The organism is Flavobacterium sp. NRK1, assembly GCF_024054175.1.
Classification (GTDB): Bacteria; Bacteroidota; Bacteroidia; order Flavobacteriales; family Flavobacteriaceae; genus Flavobacterium.
The window spans coordinates 2,419,016-2,439,726 of record NZ_JAMXLA010000001.1; the positions used below are offsets into that span (position 1 = coordinate 2,419,016).

General features: G+C 34.7%; 18 protein-coding genes. 4 read left to right on the forward strand and 14 right to left on the reverse strand.

Annotation, left to right across the window (positions count from 1 at the left end):
- Window positions 1-49 precede the first annotated feature (49 nt).
- The 12 genes from NHE85_RS11060 to NHE85_RS11115 form a co-directional block, all read right to left on the reverse strand.
- Window positions 50-535 carry a Fur family transcriptional regulator gene (locus tag NHE85_RS11060; protein WP_252812089.1) on the reverse strand — a complete coding sequence of 162 codons (486 nt, stop codon included), beginning with the start codon at window positions 533-535 and terminating at the stop codon, window positions 50-52.
- 58 nt (window positions 536-593) lie between these two features.
- Window positions 594-2,816 carry a bifunctional (p)ppGpp synthetase/guanosine-3',5'-bis(diphosphate) 3'-pyrophosphohydrolase gene (locus NHE85_RS11065; RefSeq protein ID WP_252812090.1) on the reverse strand — a complete coding sequence of 741 codons (2,223 nt, stop codon included), beginning with the start codon at window positions 2,814-2,816 and terminating at the stop codon, window positions 594-596.
- A gap of 98 nt (window positions 2,817-2,914) precedes the next feature.
- Complete coding sequence (locus tag NHE85_RS11070) at window positions 2,915-3,463, reverse strand: cupin domain-containing protein (RefSeq protein WP_252812091.1); 549 nt, start codon at window positions 3,461-3,463, stop codon at window positions 2,915-2,917.
- A complete protein-coding gene (locus NHE85_RS11075; protein WP_252812092.1) occupies window positions 3,464-3,973 on the reverse strand; it encodes a hypothetical protein in 510 nt (169 codons plus the stop codon). It abuts the gene before it with no gap.
- Window positions 3,974-4,002: 29 nt separating this feature from the next.
- Window positions 4,003-6,096, reverse strand: coding sequence for a M48 family metalloprotease (locus tag NHE85_RS11080; protein ID WP_252812093.1), 2,094 nt, complete (start codon window positions 6,094-6,096; stop codon window positions 4,003-4,005).
- A gap of 12 nt (window positions 6,097-6,108) precedes the next feature.
- Window positions 6,109-6,897 (reverse strand): RNA methyltransferase, encoded by a 789-nt coding sequence (locus tag NHE85_RS11085; RefSeq protein ID WP_252812094.1) that lies wholly within the window; start codon window positions 6,895-6,897, stop codon window positions 6,109-6,111.
- A 49-nt stretch (window positions 6,898-6,946) separates the two neighbouring features.
- Window positions 6,947-8,278, reverse strand: coding sequence for a DUF58 domain-containing protein (locus NHE85_RS11090; protein WP_252812095.1), 1,332 nt, complete (start codon window positions 8,276-8,278; stop codon window positions 6,947-6,949).
- Window positions 8,278-9,366 (reverse strand): MoxR family ATPase, encoded by a 1,089-nt coding sequence (locus tag NHE85_RS11095; protein WP_252812096.1) that lies wholly within the window; start codon window positions 9,364-9,366, stop codon window positions 8,278-8,280. Before NHE85_RS11095 ends, NHE85_RS11090 begins: the two co-directional genes overlap by 1 nt.
- Window positions 9,363-10,556: a DUF4350 domain-containing protein gene (locus NHE85_RS11100; RefSeq protein WP_252812097.1), complete on the reverse strand. Its 1,194-nt coding sequence runs from the start codon at window positions 10,554-10,556 to the stop codon at window positions 9,363-9,365. Before NHE85_RS11100 ends, NHE85_RS11095 begins: the two co-directional genes overlap by 4 nt.
- Window position 10,557: 1 nt before the next feature.
- Complete coding sequence (locus NHE85_RS11105) at window positions 10,558-11,331, reverse strand: DUF4129 domain-containing protein (protein ID WP_252812098.1); 774 nt, start codon at window positions 11,329-11,331, stop codon at window positions 10,558-10,560.
- Window positions 11,324-12,259, reverse strand: coding sequence for a hypothetical protein (locus tag NHE85_RS11110; protein ID WP_252812099.1), 936 nt, complete (start codon window positions 12,257-12,259; stop codon window positions 11,324-11,326). Before NHE85_RS11110 ends, NHE85_RS11105 begins: the two co-directional genes overlap by 8 nt.
- On the reverse strand, window positions 12,243-13,220 hold the full coding sequence (locus tag NHE85_RS11115) for a stage II sporulation protein M (RefSeq protein ID WP_252812100.1): 978 nt from the start codon (window positions 13,218-13,220) through the stop codon (window positions 12,243-12,245). The genes NHE85_RS11110 and NHE85_RS11115 overlap by 17 nt, the downstream gene beginning before the upstream one ends.
- Window positions 13,221-13,241: 21 nt before the next feature.
- Here NHE85_RS11115 and NHE85_RS11120 point away from each other — a divergent pair, with 21 nt between their 5' ends.
- Both NHE85_RS11120 and NHE85_RS11125 read left to right on the forward strand, forming a co-directional pair.
- Window positions 13,242-13,985, forward strand: coding sequence for an RDD family protein (locus tag NHE85_RS11120; protein ID WP_252812101.1), 744 nt, complete (start codon window positions 13,242-13,244; stop codon window positions 13,983-13,985).
- On the forward strand, window positions 13,985-14,587 hold the full coding sequence (locus NHE85_RS11125; protein WP_252812102.1) for a trimeric intracellular cation channel family protein: 603 nt from the start codon (window positions 13,985-13,987) through the stop codon (window positions 14,585-14,587). The genes NHE85_RS11120 and NHE85_RS11125 overlap by 1 nt, the downstream gene beginning before the upstream one ends.
- Before the next feature lie 98 nt (window positions 14,588-14,685).
- On the opposite strand, the gene NHE85_RS11130 is transcribed toward NHE85_RS11125, so the two are convergent.
- The gene (locus NHE85_RS11130; protein WP_252812103.1) at window positions 14,686-15,873 is read right to left on the reverse strand and encodes a hypothetical protein; all 1,188 of its coding nucleotides are present in this window, start codon (window positions 15,871-15,873) and stop codon (window positions 14,686-14,688) included.
- Window positions 15,874-15,888: 15 nt separating this feature from the next.
- On the reverse strand, window positions 15,889-18,957 hold the full coding sequence (locus NHE85_RS16805; RefSeq protein WP_252812104.1) for a gliding motility-associated C-terminal domain-containing protein: 3,069 nt from the start codon (window positions 18,955-18,957) through the stop codon (window positions 15,889-15,891).
- A gap of 151 nt (window positions 18,958-19,108) precedes the next feature.
- Between NHE85_RS16805 and NHE85_RS11140 the strand changes: the two genes are divergently transcribed.
- The gene (locus NHE85_RS11140; RefSeq protein ID WP_252812105.1) at window positions 19,109-19,309 is read left to right on the forward strand and encodes a hypothetical protein; all 201 of its coding nucleotides are present in this window, start codon (window positions 19,109-19,111) and stop codon (window positions 19,307-19,309) included.
- Window positions 19,290-20,678 (forward strand): methyltransferase domain-containing protein, encoded by a 1,389-nt coding sequence (locus NHE85_RS11145; RefSeq protein ID WP_252812106.1) that lies wholly within the window; start codon window positions 19,290-19,292, stop codon window positions 20,676-20,678. Before NHE85_RS11140 ends, NHE85_RS11145 begins: the two co-directional genes overlap by 20 nt.
- The last annotated feature ends 33 nt before the right edge of the window (window positions 20,679-20,711 follow it).

The window sequence follows — 20,711 nt, forward strand, 5'->3', positions numbered from 1 at the left end:
CAATCCTTTTCAGGGTTGGTTTGTCGTTTCTTTTAAACGCGCCCTTTTATTAACTTTCTGCAACAGGCTGTTCAGCTATAGGCTCTTGTTCTGCCACAGGTTGTTTTTTATGGCCGTAAAGGTATAAAGAATGGTTATGAATTTCAATACCAAAAATTTCTTCTATCGTTTTTTTAATAGATTGTATTCTGGGGTCACAAAACTCTATAACCTCACCTGTATCTGTCATTATTATATGATCATGCTGCTTGTCAAAATATGATTTCTCATAATGGCTCTGGTTTTGTCCAAACTGGTGCCTTCTCACAAGTCCGCATTCTAAAAGCAATTCTATCGTGTTATAAAGTGTAGCACGGCTAACGCGATAGTTTTTGTTTTTCATTTTTATATATAACGACTCAATATCAAAATGTTCAGTGCTGTTATATATTTCCAGCAGAATAGCGTAGCGCTCAGGGGTTTTCCTGTGCCCTTTATCCTCAAGGAACTTCGTGAAAACATTTTTTACAATGTCCTGGTTTTTATTATTTTCCATGGTTTTTGTATCGATGGTGCAAAGATAATCTAAATTTCGTTAAGTGAAAGCATTAACCTTAATTGTTATATATCCTCGTCACTTTATCTATGCCCTCAATTTTTTTAATATTATCTATAAGTTTTTTAAGAATGGTGTTGTTCTGCACCACTACAGTAACCTGCCCGTTAAATATACCTGCATTACCGCTTAGCGATATACTTTGAATATTAACATGCATATTGTTGGATATAACTTTTGTCAGCTCGTTTGTCAGTCCAAGTATATCCATGCCTGTTATTTTAAGTGTCGCCTTAAATTCTTCCTGCGAAGAATCTATCCATTTTGCAGGCATAATGCGGTAAGCATAATTACTTTGCAGCCTTATAGCATTAGGGCAGTCTTTTTTATGCACTTTTATCCCTTCATTTATGGTAATAAAACCAAACACTTCATCTCCCGGTATGGGGTTACAGCAGTTGGCAAGTTTATAATCAAGCTTGTCTTCATTTTTACCAAAAACAAGCAGGTCATAATTACGGCTTATTTCTTCTTTCTGAATCTGCTCCTGCGGCACGTTAGGCGAACGTTTTATTTTATTCTTAAAGAAATTCATAAACGTATTGCTCTTCAGTGCAGCGTAGTCTTTAAGTTGCTGGTTGTCTATAGTACCAACACCTACACGGTAAAACAAATCCAGACTTGTTTTTAATTTAAAGTAGTTTACCAGTTCGTTTACAATGCTTTCGCTAAGCGTAATTTTTAAATGTCGGAGTTTACGGGTAAGTAGTTCTTTTCCGTCTTCGGCAATTTTCTTAGTACTCTCGTTTAGTACATTTTTTATCTTGTTTTTAGCTCTTGCCGTAGTAACATAATCCAGCCAGTGCGGGTTAGGTTTCTGGTTAGGGGAGGTAATAACTTCTACCTGATCACCGCTGTTAAGTACATGGTTAAGTGGCACCAGTTTTCCATTCACTCGTGTTCCTCTTGTTCTGATACCTATTTCAGAGTGTATACTAAAAGCAAAATCCAGTGATGTAGCGCCCTTTGGTAACGATTTTATTTCACCTTTAGGGGTAAAAACATATATCTCTTTAGCATATAGATTCAGTTTAAAGTCCTCAACAAAATCTACAGCATTGCCCGATGTATTTTCCAGGGCTTCTTTTAACAGGTTAAGCCAGGTTTCAAGGCCATGTTCTTCAGTTGCGCCGCCTTGTTTGTACTTATAATGCGCAGCATATCCCTTTTCAGCAACCTCGTCCATACGTTCGCTTCGTACCTGAATTTCTACCCAACGCCCTTTTGGTCCCATTACTGTAATATGCAGTGCCTCATATCCGGTAGATTTTGGAGATGATATCCAGTCCCTTAACCTACTTGGGCTAGGTCGGTAATGGTCGGTTACTATAGAATATATTTTCCAGGCAATAAATTTTTCATCATGCTGGTCTGATTTATAAATAATACGCAGTGCAAACTTGTCATATACTTCGTCAAAGCTCACACCCTGAGCCAGCATTTTTCTGCGGATAGAATAAATGGACTTAGGCCTGCCTTTTATAGTATACTGAATATTCTCAGCATCCAGTGATGATTTTAATACATCAGAAATAGACTTAATGTAAGCATCCTGTTCTTCTTTGGTCTCCTTCATTTTGCTTACAATGTCGTTATACACAGCAGGCTCTGTATACTTAAGACCAAGATCTTCAAGCTGATTTTTAATATTATACAACCCAAGGCGGTGTGCTAACGGAGCATAAATGTATAATGTTTCCGATGCAATTTTTGCCTGTTTGTAATCTACCATAGATTCCATAGTCTGCATATTATGCAGCCTGTCGGCAATTTTTATGAGTATAACCCTAACATCATCATTTAGGGTAAGCAGCATTTTACGGAAATTTTCAGCCTGCATAGATATTTCCTGATCGGTTTTAACCTGTGCAATTTTTGTCAGGCCATCTACGATCTGTGCTATCTTCGGATTGAACATACGCTCAATATCGGCTACCGTAATATCTGTATCTTCTACTACGTCATGCAGTAGGGCAGAGGCAATAGAAGTTGCCCCCAATCCAATTTCTGAGGCCACAATTTTAGCCACGGCAATAGGGTGGAAGATGTAAGCTTCACCAGATTTCCTTCGTTGATCTTTATGTGCATCTACAGCAACATCAAAAGCTTTTCTGATCAGCTTTTTATCGTCTTCTGTAAGTGTCTGGTAGCTTATTCGGAGTAACTCCTTGTATTCTTTGGCAATAGCCTTGTTTTCCTGTTCGGTATCAATCTCAATCATAGTCATATAGCAATAGCCTTAAAATTAGTGATATTTTTTATCAAAAACAATATAGCATATAGAATTATTCTATTCTAACATAGAGTTGCTTACAAAGGCTATTTACAGTATTTACGAAGCAGGATATTTTCCAGATTTATCTTTTTAGCAATCCAATAGGTGAGTGAAGCAAAAGGAGTAAAAAGATTGAAAAAAGTAGTATTGAGATGGGTATCTCCCCATTTGAGCAGTATCGCTCCATAGAAAGGATTTTTAGGGATCATCCTTTTAGTAGTGCATTTATCATTAACCAGACCGAAAAGTGCTTTTATGAAATTTTCAAAACCGGGCTGCCCATTACGTAGTACTATCCTAAAAACTATAGGTTCACTCCCATTATTAAAAAATCGATGCTCTATGCCTATCGGAACCAGTTTGCTTTGCCCGGGTTCAAGATAAACAATCTCCCTATTGTATAGTAAGCCTAATTGTCCTTTAACGGCTATAAATTCTTCCGTAAAGCGTTTATGATAGTGAGGTGGGTTTCCGCCGTGGGGCATAAGAGAAACTTCAAGCAAAGAGTATTTCCCATTAGTGTCTTCAGAAGATTCAATTATTTTGGTGTACTCCCCATTTAAAGGATTGTAATAGGTTTTAGGCTCATTCATTTAACATGGGAAAAAGCATTCTATAGATTGGAGATAGCCGTTTTTAAAAGTAAAATGCCATTCGCTATCATCAATAACATCTGCTGATTTTAATGTTATATATATTATTCCATTATTATTTTCAGCATTTTTTATCGCTTCAGGAAACAGAGTGTTCAGGTCGTCTATCTTTGTAGTAAGGTCTATTTTTTTGTCTTTGTAGAGTATGAAAAATGAATACTTTTTTGAGAAGGTAATCTTTCTGAAATTCATAATTCCATTGTCAAGCTCATACTGCAAACCTTTGTAATAGTAGTACTGAAAATTACTGTCTTCATCTGCTCCGCAAATTTCGGTATAATCAGGTGTTACAATACTGTCTGCTTTTTTATAAATTGTTTCAAAATCACGTTTTGATATTGTGAGTTCTAATATACCGTTTATACGAACCTCATCCCAATCAATCGTTTCAATTTGTTGAGCATTAATAGAAAAGGTAATAAATAGAAGAATAAGATAAATTAATTTCATTATCCGTATGCATTTTATTTAATGCAGTTTTAGTTTAAAGGTTCTTTTTGAATATTATTAGTTAATGATAATGTACCTTCAGTTAGTGAAGCCTGAAAATCAAGAAAATCTTTTTTATACATAAATTGTATATCGTTCATAACAACATTATAATAATTTATACTGCTAAATAAGAGATTAAGGGATACCTCATCATAACGGTCATTACTAAAATAGTTTAAATCTGTACTGGTGTATTTTGTAAATACTTCTTTGTGTTCCTCAGCTAATATTTTGGATTCCTCACTATTTTCAAGTAATTCTTTAATAATAGTTTTAAATTGTACTTCTTCAAGATAAACTTTTTTCATTTTAGAGTTTATTTTTTCAAAAGAACAATTTTGCTGCGTAAATGAAAGCGTATTATACATAACTTTCAGAACTTCAGATTTTGTTTCAAAGCTATTTATGTAGTTTAGGTACTTCTTGTATTTATCTGTATATAAATGTTCTTTATTGTTATTTTTAGCGATATTATAATAATAAGCAAATATTTTTTTATTATTTTCCTCAACCTGTATATTAGCTTTTTTTAGTTCTTCCTCTATCTTGCTTAGTAAAGTAGATGCATCTGATGATTTATAACGATTTCCGTCATAATCAAAAGATTTAACCTCAAAATCTCCTGATGCAATTTTATTGAGGGTTTCAATATCATTTCTTAAACCAATTGATTGATATATAAGATCTACTGCTTCCTGACTAAATATTTCTTTTTCTTCTTCTTCCGAAGTGTATAGAGAAACTAGTGTATCAAAGTCTAAAGCGTTTATAGTCAGGTCGTCAAAATAATTATTATACTTTTTTGCGAAAGTAGATTTGCTGATTGTTTCGGAAAATTCAGATTTGAATTCTGTAAGATTATGAGGTGTTGTGTGGTTACTGTATTCTATTTTAGAAAATAGCATTGCAGTAATAGTTTCCTGCTTTTTTACAGGATTTTCAAATAATGAAACTGCAATTTCGGTATTTTGATTTTTTGCAGGAATATTTAAATTCTCAAGTTTATTTACACGGTCTTTATCACTTGGATGAGAAGACCATTGATCCTCAAACCCTAATTTAGATTTGTTGAATCGTGTTTTTGAATCGAGTGTTGCTGCCGGTAAATTGTTTATTGTTGCCAGTTTGAGTTCATTACCCCAGAAAGCTAAAACATAACTCATCTGAGGAAATATATTATCAGGTTTTTTGTTGTCTTTTATTTTATTACCATAAAATTCCAAAGTACTATTATAAGCAAACGAAGCGAGGTCTAATCTTACTAATGATGTTGCCAATGCTTTAGAACCAGCTACATTGGCAGCTACCTCATCGGCGTGAAATTCCATTTCCCTGCAAAGAGCCAGATAGTTAAGGTTTACTATTTCATATACTTTTTTAAGTATCCATTGTATAGCATCAATAATTCTTACTCCAATTATGGCTGCAATTGAAAAATATCCACTTGCATTAGCCCACTTATTTATTATGGCATCATAAGAGTCATTGTCATATAGCATATTATGTATTATATAATTTACATTGTATACATAACTGCCTACTTTCATACTACGTTGAGAAAAGTGCCCGAATTCATGGGCAACAATACCTTTAAATTCATCTACAGTTACACTATTCATAAGACCAAGTCCTAAATGCAGATTCTTTTTTACGGGAAGAAACATGCTCCAAAAACTGGAGTCGTAAAATACAGATGCATTAACTTCAGATGAAAGGTATATTTTATTCGGAAACTCGGTTCCTGTTTCGTTTACTATTGCTTCAATAAAAGCAAATAGTCGGGGTTCTTCATGCTGTGTTATTTCTATAAAATGAGAGCGGTCTGTCTTGTTTTTTGAAAAGACAAATTTTATCATGAAAAACAATATTAATAAACCAATGCTTATACAGCCAATTCCAAGCATTAAAGTAGCGAAAGATGGTCTGAGTGCTATCAGCATTATACCACCATAACCACACGCAACAGTTAGGCCTACGGCTAAAGCTACTAAAAGAATGTAGGTAAAAACAAATAATACTATAGATAATATAGCTTTTCTTACACTGCGTTTAAAGTTTTGCGATACGTTTACGCTTATCATAAAATAAAGTATTTAAAATCCTCTTTGTCTTTTAGCTTCAAAAATTAATATGGCAGCAGCTACAGATACATTCATAGAATCTATCTCGCCCTGCATAGGTATTATTATGTTTTTTGTAGATGCATCACGCCATTCCTGTGTAAGTCCTGTAGCTTCGGTTCCTACTACCAGAGCAGATGGTGTAGTATAGTCTTGTGTATGGTATTGTGTAGAATCCTGAAGTGTGGCACAGTAAATATTTATATTTTTTGACTTTAAAAAAGCAATAACATCATCTGTATTTCCCGTAGCTATCTGCGTTGTAAACAAGCATCCCACACTGGAACGTACAATATTAGGATTGTACATATCGCTTTTAGGATTTGCAACAATTACGGCATCTAAATTTGCAGCATCTGCTGTGCGTAAAAGCGCACCAAGGTTGCCCGGTTTTTCGGGAGCTTCGGCAACAAGTATAAGCGGGTTATCGCCCAGTTGTAAATCTGCTAGTTCAAGGCTTTTGCTTTTTGCAATAGCAATAATGCCTTCGGTAGTGTCTCTGTATGCCAGTTTCTGATATACTTCCCTGCTAATTTCTATAATATCTGCTTTTCTTCCTGCCAGTATAGCTACCTGTGTTTCCGGTAGCATATCGGGTAAAAACAAAATAGTTTCTATTTCATAACCGCCTTTTCGGGCAAGTTGTATTTCACGCTGACCTTCAATTAAAAAAGTGCCGCTTTGTCGGCGCGCTTTTGCTTTTTCCTGAAGCTGAACCAGCGATTTTATGAATGGGTTTTGCGGACTTGTTATTTGTTTCATGATAGAAGAGTTGCTGTATGCAAAGTTAAAATGTTTGCGGCCGCAATTATTAAAGTATTCCTCTCGCTTTTATTTCCAGATATTTATTAATGCTTTCTATAGTGAGATTTTCAGGCTTTGTAAGGACAGAATATATTCCGTATTTTTTTAATTCATTAACTATGAGCCTTTTTTCAAAAGCGAGCTTTTCTGCAATCACCTGGTCATATATTTCCTGAATATTTCCGGGTTTAGCATGTGTAAGCTCTTCCAGTTCACTGTTTTCAAAAAACACCACTACCAAAAGATGGCTGTGTGCTATACCTTTAAGATAAGGTAACTGGCGTTTAAGTCCGTCCAGCGTTTCAAAATTAGTGTATAAGAGTATAAGGCTTCTTTGTGTAATGTTCTTTTTAATATCGGCATATAAACGACCAAAGTCACTTTCAAAAAAATTTGTTTTTACGTTATACAGCGTTTCAAGTATTCGCTGCATTTGCGAAGATCGTCTTTCTGCTGATACGCGGTTTTCTACTTTTTTTGAGAATGTAAACATACCGGCCTTATCCTGCTTTTTAAGTATAATGTTTGCCAGTACCAGTGTTGAATTTATAGCATAATCCAAAAGGCTTAAGCCTTCAAAAGGCATTTTCATTACACGGCCTTTATCTATAACCATATATACGTTCTGGGAGCGTTCATCCTGAAACTGGTTTACCATCAGCTGATTTTTTTTCGCTGTTGCTTTCCAGTTTATTGTGCGTATATCATCTCCTGAAACGTACTCCTTGATCTGCTCAAATTCCATGGTATGCCCTATACGGCGTATTTTTTTCAATCCGTATTGAAATAATCGGTTTGAAAAAGCCATAAGGTCATATTTGCGAAGCTGTATAAAAGACGGGTAGGTAGGTACCATATGATCCTTGTCAAATATAAACCTTCGGCAAGCTAAGTGTAACGGAGAAGAAACATAAATATTTAAACTCCCAAAATAGTATTCACCACGTTCCAAAGGGCGTAAAAAATATTCAAATCCGTCTGTTCCGCCGGCAGGTATTTTTCTTCTAACCTCAAAATTACGCATCTGAAACTGGAAAGGTATTTCATCTATAGCTTTAATGCTAACGGGAAATGAATAGCCACTTTCTAACTTAATTAATATGCCGTTTTCATCGCCATTACTTAGTTTTTCCGGAACTGTACGCGATGCAGTGAATCGTTGGTTAGAAGCAAATAGCAATAAAAAATCCATAGCTGTAAAACCAATAAAAACATATAATAAGAGCCAGGTAGCGCGATAAAATGAAGGGAAAAAATAAGATACGATGAAACATACTATAATGCCTATAAGCACATAGAAAAATAAATTATTGAGGTATATGCGTTTAAACCACTTCATTAACGCGGAATTTCTACAGTGTCTATTATCTGCTTAATTATTTCTTCGCTGGTAAGGCCTTCCATTTCACGTTCAGGTGCCACCATAACACGGTGCTGTAATACCGGTATCGCAGATTCTTTAATGTCTTCCGGAGTAACAAAATCTCTTCCTCTAAGCGCAGCGTAACCTTTAGCGGCATTCAGTATAGCTATAGAGGCGCGTGGAGATGCTCCAAGATAAAGGAATGCATTATCACGTGTATTGGTAACAATTTTAGCTATATACTCCAATAGTTGTGGCTCTATAACAATTTGCTTTACCAATGCCTGATATTTAATTATCTCAGCCTGAGAAAGCACCTTATTTATATTATCCAGCTTTTCTTTATTCTGTAAGGCATTCTCTCTTTGTAGTATAGCAATCTCTTCTGTCAGGTTAGGATAATCTATATTGATTTTGAAAAGGAAACGGTCAAGCTGTGCTTCCGGTAGTCGGTATGTACCTTCCTGTTCAATAGGATTTTGCGTTGCTATAACAAGAAAAGGAGCTTCCATAGTATAGGTAGCGCCTTCTACAGTTATCTGGCGCTCTTCCATTACTTCAAATAAAGCTGCCTGGGTTTTTGCCGGAGCCCTGTTGATCTCGTCAATCAATACGAAGTTGGAAAAGACAGGACCCTTTTTGAAATTAAATTCAGATTTAGATAAATCGAATACAGATGTTCCTAAAATATCAGAAGGCATAAGGTCCGGAGTAAACTGTATCCTGCTAAAGTGCAGCGACAATGTTTTAGATAGTAGCTTTGCTGTAATGGTTTTGGCAACACCCGGTACACCTTCAAGAAGTACATGCCCATTAGAAAGTATAGCCACCAACAGCTGATCTATCATTTTACTTTGCCCTACAATAACAGAGCTTATTTCCTGTTTTACAGCAGCAATACTCTTTTGCAGTTCTTTTAGATCCAGTCTCGACTCAAAATTTATATTTTCACTTTCTGTTGTGCTTGTAAATCCTGTATTAACTGAGTTATCAGCTTCAGTCTGAGGCGTTACATTTTCGGCATTGGTATTGTCCATATTTTCGTTTTCAAAAGATTCTGTCATGACCTTAAATTTTCTATTGCTTTATTAATCGCTATTACATCGGCTTCAGTACTTGCAAACTGATGCCTGTGTTGTTTTATCAAACTTACCGTTTTTTCAATATCAGCTACCGGCTTTCCTGTTTTTAAGTGCATTTTTTCTATAAATGCATCGTCAAGAGTGTAGGTGTCTATACTGTATTCATTTCTTATATGCTCAAGGAAATAAATAATCTTCTTCTCTATAATTGTATGATGATTACTTTCCTGATAATAAAGATTACCTATTGTTTTTGCAAAATCTACTGTTGTATTTCTTAAAGGTGCTATTTCGGGTATAATGCGTTGCTTTCTTTTAGCATTAAATAAGGCAAATACTATAAATGCCAGTATGCCCAGCCACATAGCCCATTTAAGGGCGGGCTGACTTAAAATGTATCGCAATGAGTTATCGGATATATTATTTCTCTTAACAAAATAAGTTGAATACCAGTATATATTGCCTTTAGGAATGTATGACAGTATTGCCTGGGTATATTCAGAATGATCGTCTTTAAGCAAATGATAATTACTAAAAACTGCGGGTTGTGTATGCAATAGAAAACTACCATTACCAAAAGGAACTTCAATAAAATTAGGTTCTTTTTCTTTATCTAATTCCTGGTAACCCAATACTTTGATGTTTTTTGTATCAAGCGAATCAAAATAAGTAAATCCGACACCCTGAGCAAATTTATATTCTTTTGCATGATTTTTTTCAGGTAGCGAAAGTTTAAGCGTGTCTTTAAGCGAAAATCCTCCTTTAAGATTAATGTTTAAGGTGTCAAGTAAAAATCCGGGTAGATTTTTCATGCTTAAAAATATGGTATTACCATGCTCGGCAAAATATAAAAGCTCCATAGCCGATTCGCGATCTAAATAATTTTGTTCAGAAATATTCAGAAAACTTCCATTAGCAGTATATAACTTAGTTTTATAGTCATATATACTGTCAAAATATTCATAAGGAGTTACATTAAGTTTTTTTACTTCACTGTCTTTAAAGATGTTTCTAGCTTCTTTATCAAAAACATATAAACCTAACGGAATTTTATCTTTAGTTGCATAGGTAGGATCCCAGTTAATAGGTTTTGGCCTTGATGCATCAATGTAAACCAGTAATCCTATTACAAGGCCTATAAGAACTATATATAGTATTAGCTTCCTGTTCATCTTATAAAGTGTTTAAGGTTTTCAGGAAAGCCTTTTCCGCTTTTGTAAATGCTTCATTATCTATCGGAAAATCGCCATACCAACTATAATCATACACATAAGAGAGGTATTCAAAATCTTTTTTCAGCATATCATTCTTTATCTCATACAGATAGTCGCTGTTGGTTTTATCCCAATGCCAGTCTATTATTTCGTTATCAGCAAGTTTTTTAAGCAGCCATAAATAATAATAGCGTATAGCCAGTTTATAATCTCCTCCTTTTTTTGTTGTCTGGGTTAATTCACTAAAATCCATTTGGTGAATATCTTCCACATCGGCATCCTGTACATTTATTTTCTTGCGGGAACGCCCAAAAATCCACATACCCTCTTTATTAAGAATGATGCGTACTATCATATAAACTACAAAGCCAATTACCAGAAAGGCAATGATCCTTAAAAATATAGTAAATGCACTTGAGCCTGTAGTTTTATTTCCTGTAGAAAATATTCTGTCAAAAAAGTTGCCGATTGCTTCCCAAAAACGATCCCAAAGCGATTTAGCCCTTGCTTTAGTCTCATAAGTAAATTCGGGAGTTTTGTATTTATCCTTAAAGTTTGGGTCAAAACTACGCTCGGTATAAACATGCTCAATAACAGGCAAAGGCACAATAGCAGTATCTTCTACTGCTTCTGCCTCAAAATAATCATTTACAGCGGTGCTGTCTATGGCATTTTGAGCAGATAAGCTATGTAAACTGCCAATTAACAGCAGGTATGTTAGTAATTTATTCAACGTCACTTCCTATTAGGTCAATTTCATTTTCTAATGATCTGTTTTCATCCTGTTCAATGCAGCTATAATATATCATGCCCTGGTTTACCATTATAAAATTACCAATTACAAATCCTATAACGGTTTGTATAATAAAGCTTATAATCATGGTGATGCTCATTGTTGCCATAACATCTGTAGCAGTATTAGGATCTACATTTACCAGTCCGGATAAACTTTGTACTATAAAACCAAGAAATACAAATACAAGCTGAAGTACATAAAGTATTGCATAAAAAATTGCTGTACTTCCCATATGTGCCCAAAAGTTTTTAAAAAGCATCTGCCAGGCAACGCCCATAGATGTAAAATAACTGTTATCAGACGTTAAATAATCATAGAAAGTAAGATATATCCAGCATGTGTAGGCGGCAAATATAATAATTGCAACAGGTATACCTACTATTATAACTATCATTAACAAAGCAAATAAGCCCACTAAAATAGCCAATGGAAAAAACGATATTAAAGACATCAGGCCAAAAATAATTGCTTTCCCTATTTTTGATTTAATTACTGCCCATAACTGTTTTGAGTCGGGTGTTTTATGGGTATCTGAAACTTTTAGGTAAACTACAGGGTAAGCATAATTAATTATTGATACAAGCAGAAGCAGTAAAAAAGCTGCTGAACCAAGACCTAACATAAGTCCAAAGTTTTCAGAAAAATATTTCCCCATCATTTCAGGTGAATTACTTCCTGCCGTGCCGGACATGATGTTTTCTATAAATACTTTTCCAATTATAAAGCCTATTACTACCAGTATAAGCAGCAGACCGCCGTTTATGATAAAATAGTTTTTAAAATAATTTTTGCCGTATATTTTAAAAAAAGTAAAAGTGTCGTTTATTATAGAATTAAAATTACGTGCTTTATAAAGTTGGAACATTTTTATTGAATTTTTTATTTACAACGAAAGGATATATAAGGTAATAGTAAGATATTATTGCAAGTGTAACTATTATGATAGATATATTAAGCAGTTTTGGCATAACAGGAGAGTAGCGGGTTACAAAACCTTCCAGCATGCCTGCAGCAATTGTAAAAGGTATAGTGCTAAACCATATTTTAAGGCCATTTTTAAAACCTGTTTTTAGTGATGCCATTCTGGAAAATGTTTTTGGAAAGAGTAATGCTGCGCCAAACATCATACCTGCAGCGGCCTCTATTACAATACCGAAAATTTCCATACATCCATGTATCCATATTCCACGAACACTTTGCCAGAATACACCGCGTTCATAAAAGAAATACTGAAATGAGCCCAGCATTACCATATTTTTAAAAAGTATATATACTGTGCCTATACCTCCAAAAACACCTGCCACAAACGATAGTGCGCCTACTTTTAGGTTGTTTAGCGTAATGCCTATGGCGCTTCCCCAATTGCTCCCGCTTTTATAAACTGCAACCGGATTACCTTTTTCAATATTTTCCAGTGTCATATTCACATATTCATCGCCCATTATAAGGCGGGTGAAAGAATCATCTTTAGCAGCTGATATTGCACCTATTCCGGCAAAGATAAAGAACAGAAGAAAGGCATAGAGCACATATCGCCTGTTTTGATATACTATAAGGGGTACTTCAGTTTTAAAGAAATGCACAATCCTGTTGGTATCTTCACGCTTGGTTTTATAAATCTTCTGGTAAGTTATAGATGCGAGGTGGTTTAGATATATAACTGTTTTACTTTTAGGATAATAGGTTTGAGCGTAAGAAAGATCGTTAACTAAATGAATGTATAGGCTTGCCAATTCGTCAGGATTTTTTTTAGCTTTACCAAAAATAGCCTGCTCAAATTCAAGCCATTTTTCTTTATTTTGTTTTATAAATGCAACTTCTCTCATACACAAGCTAAAATATAAAATATGTCAGAACTTTCTATAACAACTACACAAAATGTTAATATAAATTTTAATACGGCCTCAGCCGGCGAGCGTATGCTTGCCTACTTACTGGATCTTGTTGTTATAATAGCTTATTACATAGTTGTTTATTATGTGGTGTTTTCGCTTTTCGGTGTAAGAGATCTTGTTAATGAATTAGACAGATGGTCTCAAAATGCTATTCAGGGACTAATATCTGTGCCTGTATTGTTTTATGCTTTATGGCAGGAAAGCCTTATGGAAGGGCAAACCATAGGTAAGCGAGTCATGAAAATTAAAGTTATTAAAATTGATGGTTATCAGGCGGGCTTTGGCGATTACCTTATCCGTTGGTTATTAAGGATTGTTGAGGTAACGCCTCCATTAAGTTTTATAGGTGTTATTAGCATGATAGCAAATTCAAAAAACCAGCGTTTGGGAGACATGGCAGCGGGTACGGCTGTAATTACGCTTAAAAATAACATTAATATAAATCATACTATACTTAAAGAGGTTAATGATGCTTATGTACCTGTTTATCCGTTAGTAATAAAACTTAGTGATAATGATGTCCGCATTATCAAAGAAACCTTTGAAGCCAGCCTTAAAATTACAGATTTTGAAATGATAGCAAAGCTGCAAACTAAAATTGAAACTGTAACGGGTATCAAGTCGGTATCGGCAAATGCTATGGCTTTTGTAGATACTGTGCTGCATGACTATAACTATTATACGCAAAGAATGTAATGTTTGAATTACTGGATATTTTAGGTACTATGGCGTTTGCTATATCCGGCGCGCTTACCGCAATGAACAAAAAAATGGATCCGTTTGGGGTATTTGTCATTGCTTTTGTAACGGCTGTTGGCGGCGGTACATTGCGTGATGTACTTATAGGGCGAACCCCTGTTGGCTGGATGAAGGAGCTTAATTATGTTTATATGATCATTTTTGGGTTTTTTATAGCCCTCATATTCCGAAAAAAACTTGACAAGTTAAGGGTGTCCTTGTTTCTATTTGATACCGTGGGGTTGGGAGTTTTTACACTAATAGGTCTTGAAAAAGGTATTGCAACAGGCCTGCATCCGGTTATATGCATAGCACTTGGAACCATGACGGCTTGTTTTGGAGGTGTTTTGCGCGATATTTTATGTAATGAAATTCCTGTAATTTTTAGAAAAGAGATTTATGCAACCATTTGTATTATAGGTGGGTGTTTTTTCTTTTTGCTACGAAAATGGAAAGTTCCCCAGGATGTGCTTTATCTTACCACTTCGGGGCTTATTATTGCTATACGACTGCTTGCGGTAAACTACAAATGGTCTATGCCCGCTATTGAGAGAAAGTAATCAGGCTAAAAAAATCAATTCAATTTTAAGTAAGTATTCATGTTTTCTTTTTCAAAAAGAATACGTCCTATTTTTAAATCGCTAGAGCCTTCTTTAAGCTAATAAGTGAAAGCAGGAGTATTGTTTTGCAGATTGCAATCAAGGTAATAACAATCTATCTTACCAGACTTTATTTCTTCTGAATTAATCAATTGATGTAAGTGGCTTGATACAAAAAATAAAGATTCGGAAAAATTAAGCATGCCTTTAAGCGTAGTCTCACTTATTTCAAGGGCATCGTCTATATTGGTTCCTCTAAAAAGCTCATCAAATACAGCAAAACAGGGCTGGTTTTCGCCTGCCTCCTTTACCACTTTTTTCAAATTTATAATTTCAGTCATAAAATGGCTGTAGCCACTTTGCAAGTCATCGTTTAGATTTATAAAAATATCTATATTATTATAAAAGGGTATTTTAGCGTCTGTTACAGGAATGGCAAAACCAATGTTTGCTAAATAAACACAAATACCAATAGCCTTTAGCAAAGTTGATTTACCTGACATGTTTGGTCCTGTAAGTAATATAACATTGCTATTGGTTTGCAAACTGTTTTTAACCGGATTTTTTAATAATGGATGATAGAAATCGCTAAGTGATAATGAGCTGGCACCCATTTCAGGAAACTTAAATTTATTGTTATAGATGCCTATTGCCACAGAAATATAAGTTTCAAACTGAGTGTAGGTGTTTTTAAATTTTTTATCAAGCTTTTTATTTTTCCTTTCAGATATTAATACAAAGAATTCAATAATATGTTTAATTCTTAATTGGTTTTCACGAATTAGCTTTTCGTAATAATTAAGTCTGTAGCTGCTTAGATATTCATCCATAAAAAGTAATTCCTTTTTATAGTTTTCAGGGAATACTGATGTAGATACGTTTTTAACGTAATTGTGCAAACGATTATGGAGTAATACAAACTGAATGAATTTACTACGGTATTCATAATATTTTGCTTTAAACATTCTAAGCTTAAGCTTAATTCTTTTAGGTAAATACAATTTATCTGTAAATTTATCTATAAACAAATTTGCTTCCCGAAAATCAATTCGCGAGTAAGAGTAGTTACTAAAAACCGAGAGGTTATCAATAAACCCTTTAAGTATATTTTGCCTTTCTATTATTTCATTATGAGAGGATAAGGGTGTGCGCAGCATTTTTTTTAGACATGCTTTTGCATCATCATTTTGGGTATAATCAAATAGATTAATGATATCATTATGTATGCTAAGATCTTTTATCTCCATAGAACGACTAAAATATTATCTCGTTACATATACCCATCCTACAATAGGCTCGGGAAAATCGCTGTCATTAAGTTCCAGCACAAAATAGTAAGTGCCTGTAGGTACAATAGTACCTTCGCTGCCTACTTTAGATACATCTGCAATACCGTTCCAGTCGGCTGTACTGTGATTCCCTGTCCATATAAGTGTACCCCAACGGTTATATATGGTCATTTTAAAGTCAAGAAATACATTACGCAAACCTTCAACAAAAAATTCATCGTTTATGCCATCTCCGTTTGGTGTAATATAATTATGGGTTATGGGAGCGCATTTTTTTGAACTCAATAGGAATGAAGCTGTAGTATGGCATGTGCCGTTAAATAAACGAACATAAATTCGTGTAGGGTTTTCGTTTATTGTATATTGGGTAGTATTATAAATGCGGTCTATATCCTGATCTGCGTTAGATTGTGATCTATAAAAAGTAACTTCTTCATTAGGATAGTTTTTCAGGTCTTCAGCGTAATGCGAAAAATCAAAAGAAGCACTTCCAAATCCCTGATCACATTCTTCGATGTCTTCAGGTTGAATAAGTACCGGAGATAAGGGCAGGTTTTCGGCTTGAGCAAACTCATTATTTGTCTCGTCAAGCTCTGTAACTATACCAATGCCGTTTCCTGTATCATCAACTACCGGTTTAAGTTCAAAATCAAGAGGAATACCTATAGGGACAGTAATTTCTATAAAACCGGGTTCACTTTCATTAATAGCCAGTTCGTTTATAGTATATACTACAGTAAGTAATTGCCCGTCTGCATAAATAGCCACAGGGGTATTGGCAGGCAGAACATCTGTACTGTTACTATTGCTAACAGTGTAATGTATGTGAAGTATGCGCGAGTTACATTGCTTATATACATCATCAATAACAACTGTTGCGTCAGGAAAATAACAATCTATTAGTATAAGGGTAAAAGAAGCTGTATCATAACAGCCATTACTATTGGTAAGCCTTATAAAGATTTGTGTGTTGGCTGGAGCATTATATCCGTTTGGATTTATAGCGCCTTCTCCTGTATTGGCATCTGCCTGCGAGGTATGAAATGTAATTACATCGTCAGGTTTCACTTTTAGAGATTCTGCATATGCTGAAAAGTCAAATTCACCAATACCGGAACCATTAAATGTTTCACACCCTTCTATGTCTTCCGGCTGGGTTAAAACAGGAGATACCCAAAGTGCAAAGTGCATAGAAAAACTATTATTGGTTTCATCTGTCTCTATAACTATTCCTGTGCCGTTACCTGTATCATCTATAACACAAGTTAAATTGAAATTTTGCGGAATAAAGTCAGGAACTGTAATTGTTACCGAACCGTTTAAGCTTCCATTAATAGGTATTTCGGCAGATGTTTGTGTATTAGCAATAAGTAAACCGTCGGCATAAATTGCGATAGGTGTGCTAACAGGCAATACATCTGAACTATTAAAATTATTTACGGTATAGCTTACCTGTATTGTTTTAGAGTCGCATGAAGAAGTAATGGTGTTTATAATAATAGTGCCATCGGGGAAAGTACAGTCTATTGCAATCAGGTCAAAAGAAGCTATTGTAGAACAGCCGTTTGCATCGTCTAATCTTACATAGATAGTTTCAGGATTGCTTGTAGAAAGATAATTTGATGTTTGGGTAATAGTATCTGCCGCATCTTGTGTCTGTGCACCGGCTTCAGTATGATAAAAAGTTATTGTTTGAGCAGGGTCTGTTTTTAGTGATTCTTCATATCCTGAAAAGTCAAAAATACCTACATTAGTATTGCTGGCGGTTTCACATTCAGTAATATCTTCAGGACTAATAGGATCCAATGCCCAAAAAATAGTGTTATAAACAAAAGAGTTATTGCTTTCGTTCGTTTCTTTAACTACACCGACACCCGTACCATTATCGTCAACTACAAAAAGCAGCTGCATTTCGCCAATAAGTCCCGGATCAAGTGGAAGGGGTAATACACCGCTTTCGCTGCCATCGATAGGTATTTCGGTTTGAGTAGTAAAAGTTGTTATAAGAGTGCCTTCAAGATACACTGCAACCACAGTGCCAACAGGTAGGGGAGCGGTAGAGTTATCATTATGTATAGTATAATTTACCTGTAGTGTATGAGCAGCACAATCTTTAAATTCATCATCTATGGTAATGGTGCCATCCGGTAATTCGCTGTTAAGTTTTGTTACAATAGCATTTATCATAACAAAGTCCTGTCCTGACGATAATTGTATTTCTGCTGTTTCATCGCCTGGCTGAATATAGTTTTCGATGTTATATACATCAAGATCCATATTGTAAAGATTTGTAGCTCCTGTAATACTATTGGTACCATTAAATGCATTGTTAGGAGGGTTTACATCGTTACTAAGTACAGAGCCGTTTATAGTAAGGCTTTCAGAAACGGCAAGGGTTGAATCTCCTTCCCAGGCCAGGAAACCAATTTTTGCACCATCGTTATCAATTACATTAAGACTTGGCAAGGTTATAGATACAGCATTGGGTACATATTGCATACCATCATATACATTAAGCTGATTTAAAGGCAATGAGTTGTTCTCGTAAACAATTACAATTGCCCACCCTCCAAAATTTGTTTTTATACCACAATATAAATTAAGTCCTACTATAGCAGTAAGGTCAAGATCTGATACGGTATAAGTAGCGTTCCCTGTAGTTTGTACTAATGTCGTAATATCTGCAAAAGCACTAAAATAATCACGGGCAGTGCCATCTGTGTTCATTGCCGATAAAGGGAATGTACGTTCGGCTGTAATATTAGTGTCGTTTAACTTTATATCAAAATCTCCCGTTCCTGAACCTGCCCAATAAAGGTAGGCAGCAACAATAGTATTATCTGCAGCAAGATTTAGATCTGCTGATGAAGATGTGTTTATAGTACAGGTGGTTGTGGTATTATTTTCGGAAGGGTTGAGGGTATTGCCTATAAAAGTAAAATCGTACCTTCCGTTAAATTGTTCATATAAAGCAATATCTACCTGGCTATAAGCATTAAGTATAAAAGAAAACGCAAATAACAACAGTAGATTTTTTTTCACGACAATTATTTTTTTTTAAAATTAACAATTATTTATTAACTCCCAATTTTTTGCATAAAAACAACATTATTAATATTTCACGTTATTACTATTAGGTTTTAACTGACATTGCTAAATAATTTTCTATTTTTACAGCTTTAAGAATTATGTTATGGTTAATCATTTTTTATATTTTGACCCCGGAACGGGTGCATTGGTAGTACAGCTTTTGGTGGCTATCGGTGCAGGAGTTACTTTGTTTTACAGAAAAATTACTAATGGTATCAGATCTATTTTTGGTAAAAAACAAGACCAGGATCTTATGGGTGATATAGATATTGATGATAAAACGGATGCAGCAAACGACAAATAGGCACGATTCTTCATTCAGGGATCCTTCAGGCAATATTTTTACAGAAAATGGGATTTTATTACGATCGATAAACCCTGTGTATTTCGATCAATATAAATCATTAACCGCAAGTGGTTTTTATAAAAAACTATTTGATAATGGACTTTTAATACCTCATGAAGAGGTAGCTAAAGAAGAAACTTATATTACCATTAAGCCAGAAAAAATTTCTTTTTTTTCTTATCCTTATGAGTGGAGTTTTGGTCAATACAAGCATGCTGCATTACTTACATTAAAACTTCAGAAGTATTGCCTGCAAAACGGCTATACACTTAAAGATGCTACAGCATTTAATGTCACTTTTCATAAAGGATCTCCGGTATTTATAGACAGTCTTTCCTTTGATATTTATAATGAAGGTGAGCCATGGAGAGCATACAAACAGTTTATAATGCACTTTTTGGCACCATTAGCATTAGCTAAATATTATGGTAATGATATGCTTAAAATGCTTGTACAGTATATTGACGGTGTACCATTACAAAAGGCTGCAAAATTACTTCCGTTTAGTGCACGTTTTAGCCCTGTTTTATATACAAATATCTTTTTAGCAGCCAAATATGATGCTAAGTACAGTAGTGATACTAAAAAAACAGGAAAACAGGTTTCAATTTCCAAGCAATCACAAATAAAAATACTCGATTCACTTTATAATTATATTAAAGATCTTACCCTTAACGAAAAAACAGAGTGGAAAGATTATTATAGTATAACTAATTACGATGCGTCAGCTTTTGATTGTAAAAAACAACTGGTAAGCAACTGGCAAAAAAAAATTGATGCTAAAAGAATTGTTGACTTAGGAGGTAATGATGGTACTTTTTCGCGTGTTTTCAAAGAAAATGCTGTTGAAATACTCGTTACTGATATTGATCCTAATGCAGTTAATCAGAATTACAATCAGGTATTGCAGAATAAAGAAAAGAATATTCTTCCGTTGGTTAGCGACCTGCTTAACCCTTCTCCGGGTATAGGTTTTAATAACAAAGAAAGATTGCCTTTACAACAACGTATTAAAGATAATAATTTTGACGTTGCTTTAGCACTGGCGCTTATTCATCATATATCATTATCTGGTAATGTTCCTTTTGAAATGTCTGCAAAAATGTTTGCATCGCTTACTCCATATCTTATTATAGAGTTTCCGGACAGGGAAGATTCATGGGTAGATTTCCTGTTACAAAGTAAGCGTGAATTTGCAGGGCATTTTGATTATTACAATAAAGATAATTTTGAAAAAGCTTATACTGACGTGTATGAGATTGTTGAGAAACAAGATATACCTAATACACACAGGACTATGTATTTACTGAAGAGAAGAAATATTTAGTGCATATGAAGGGATTAAGAAATTAGTTCTTCT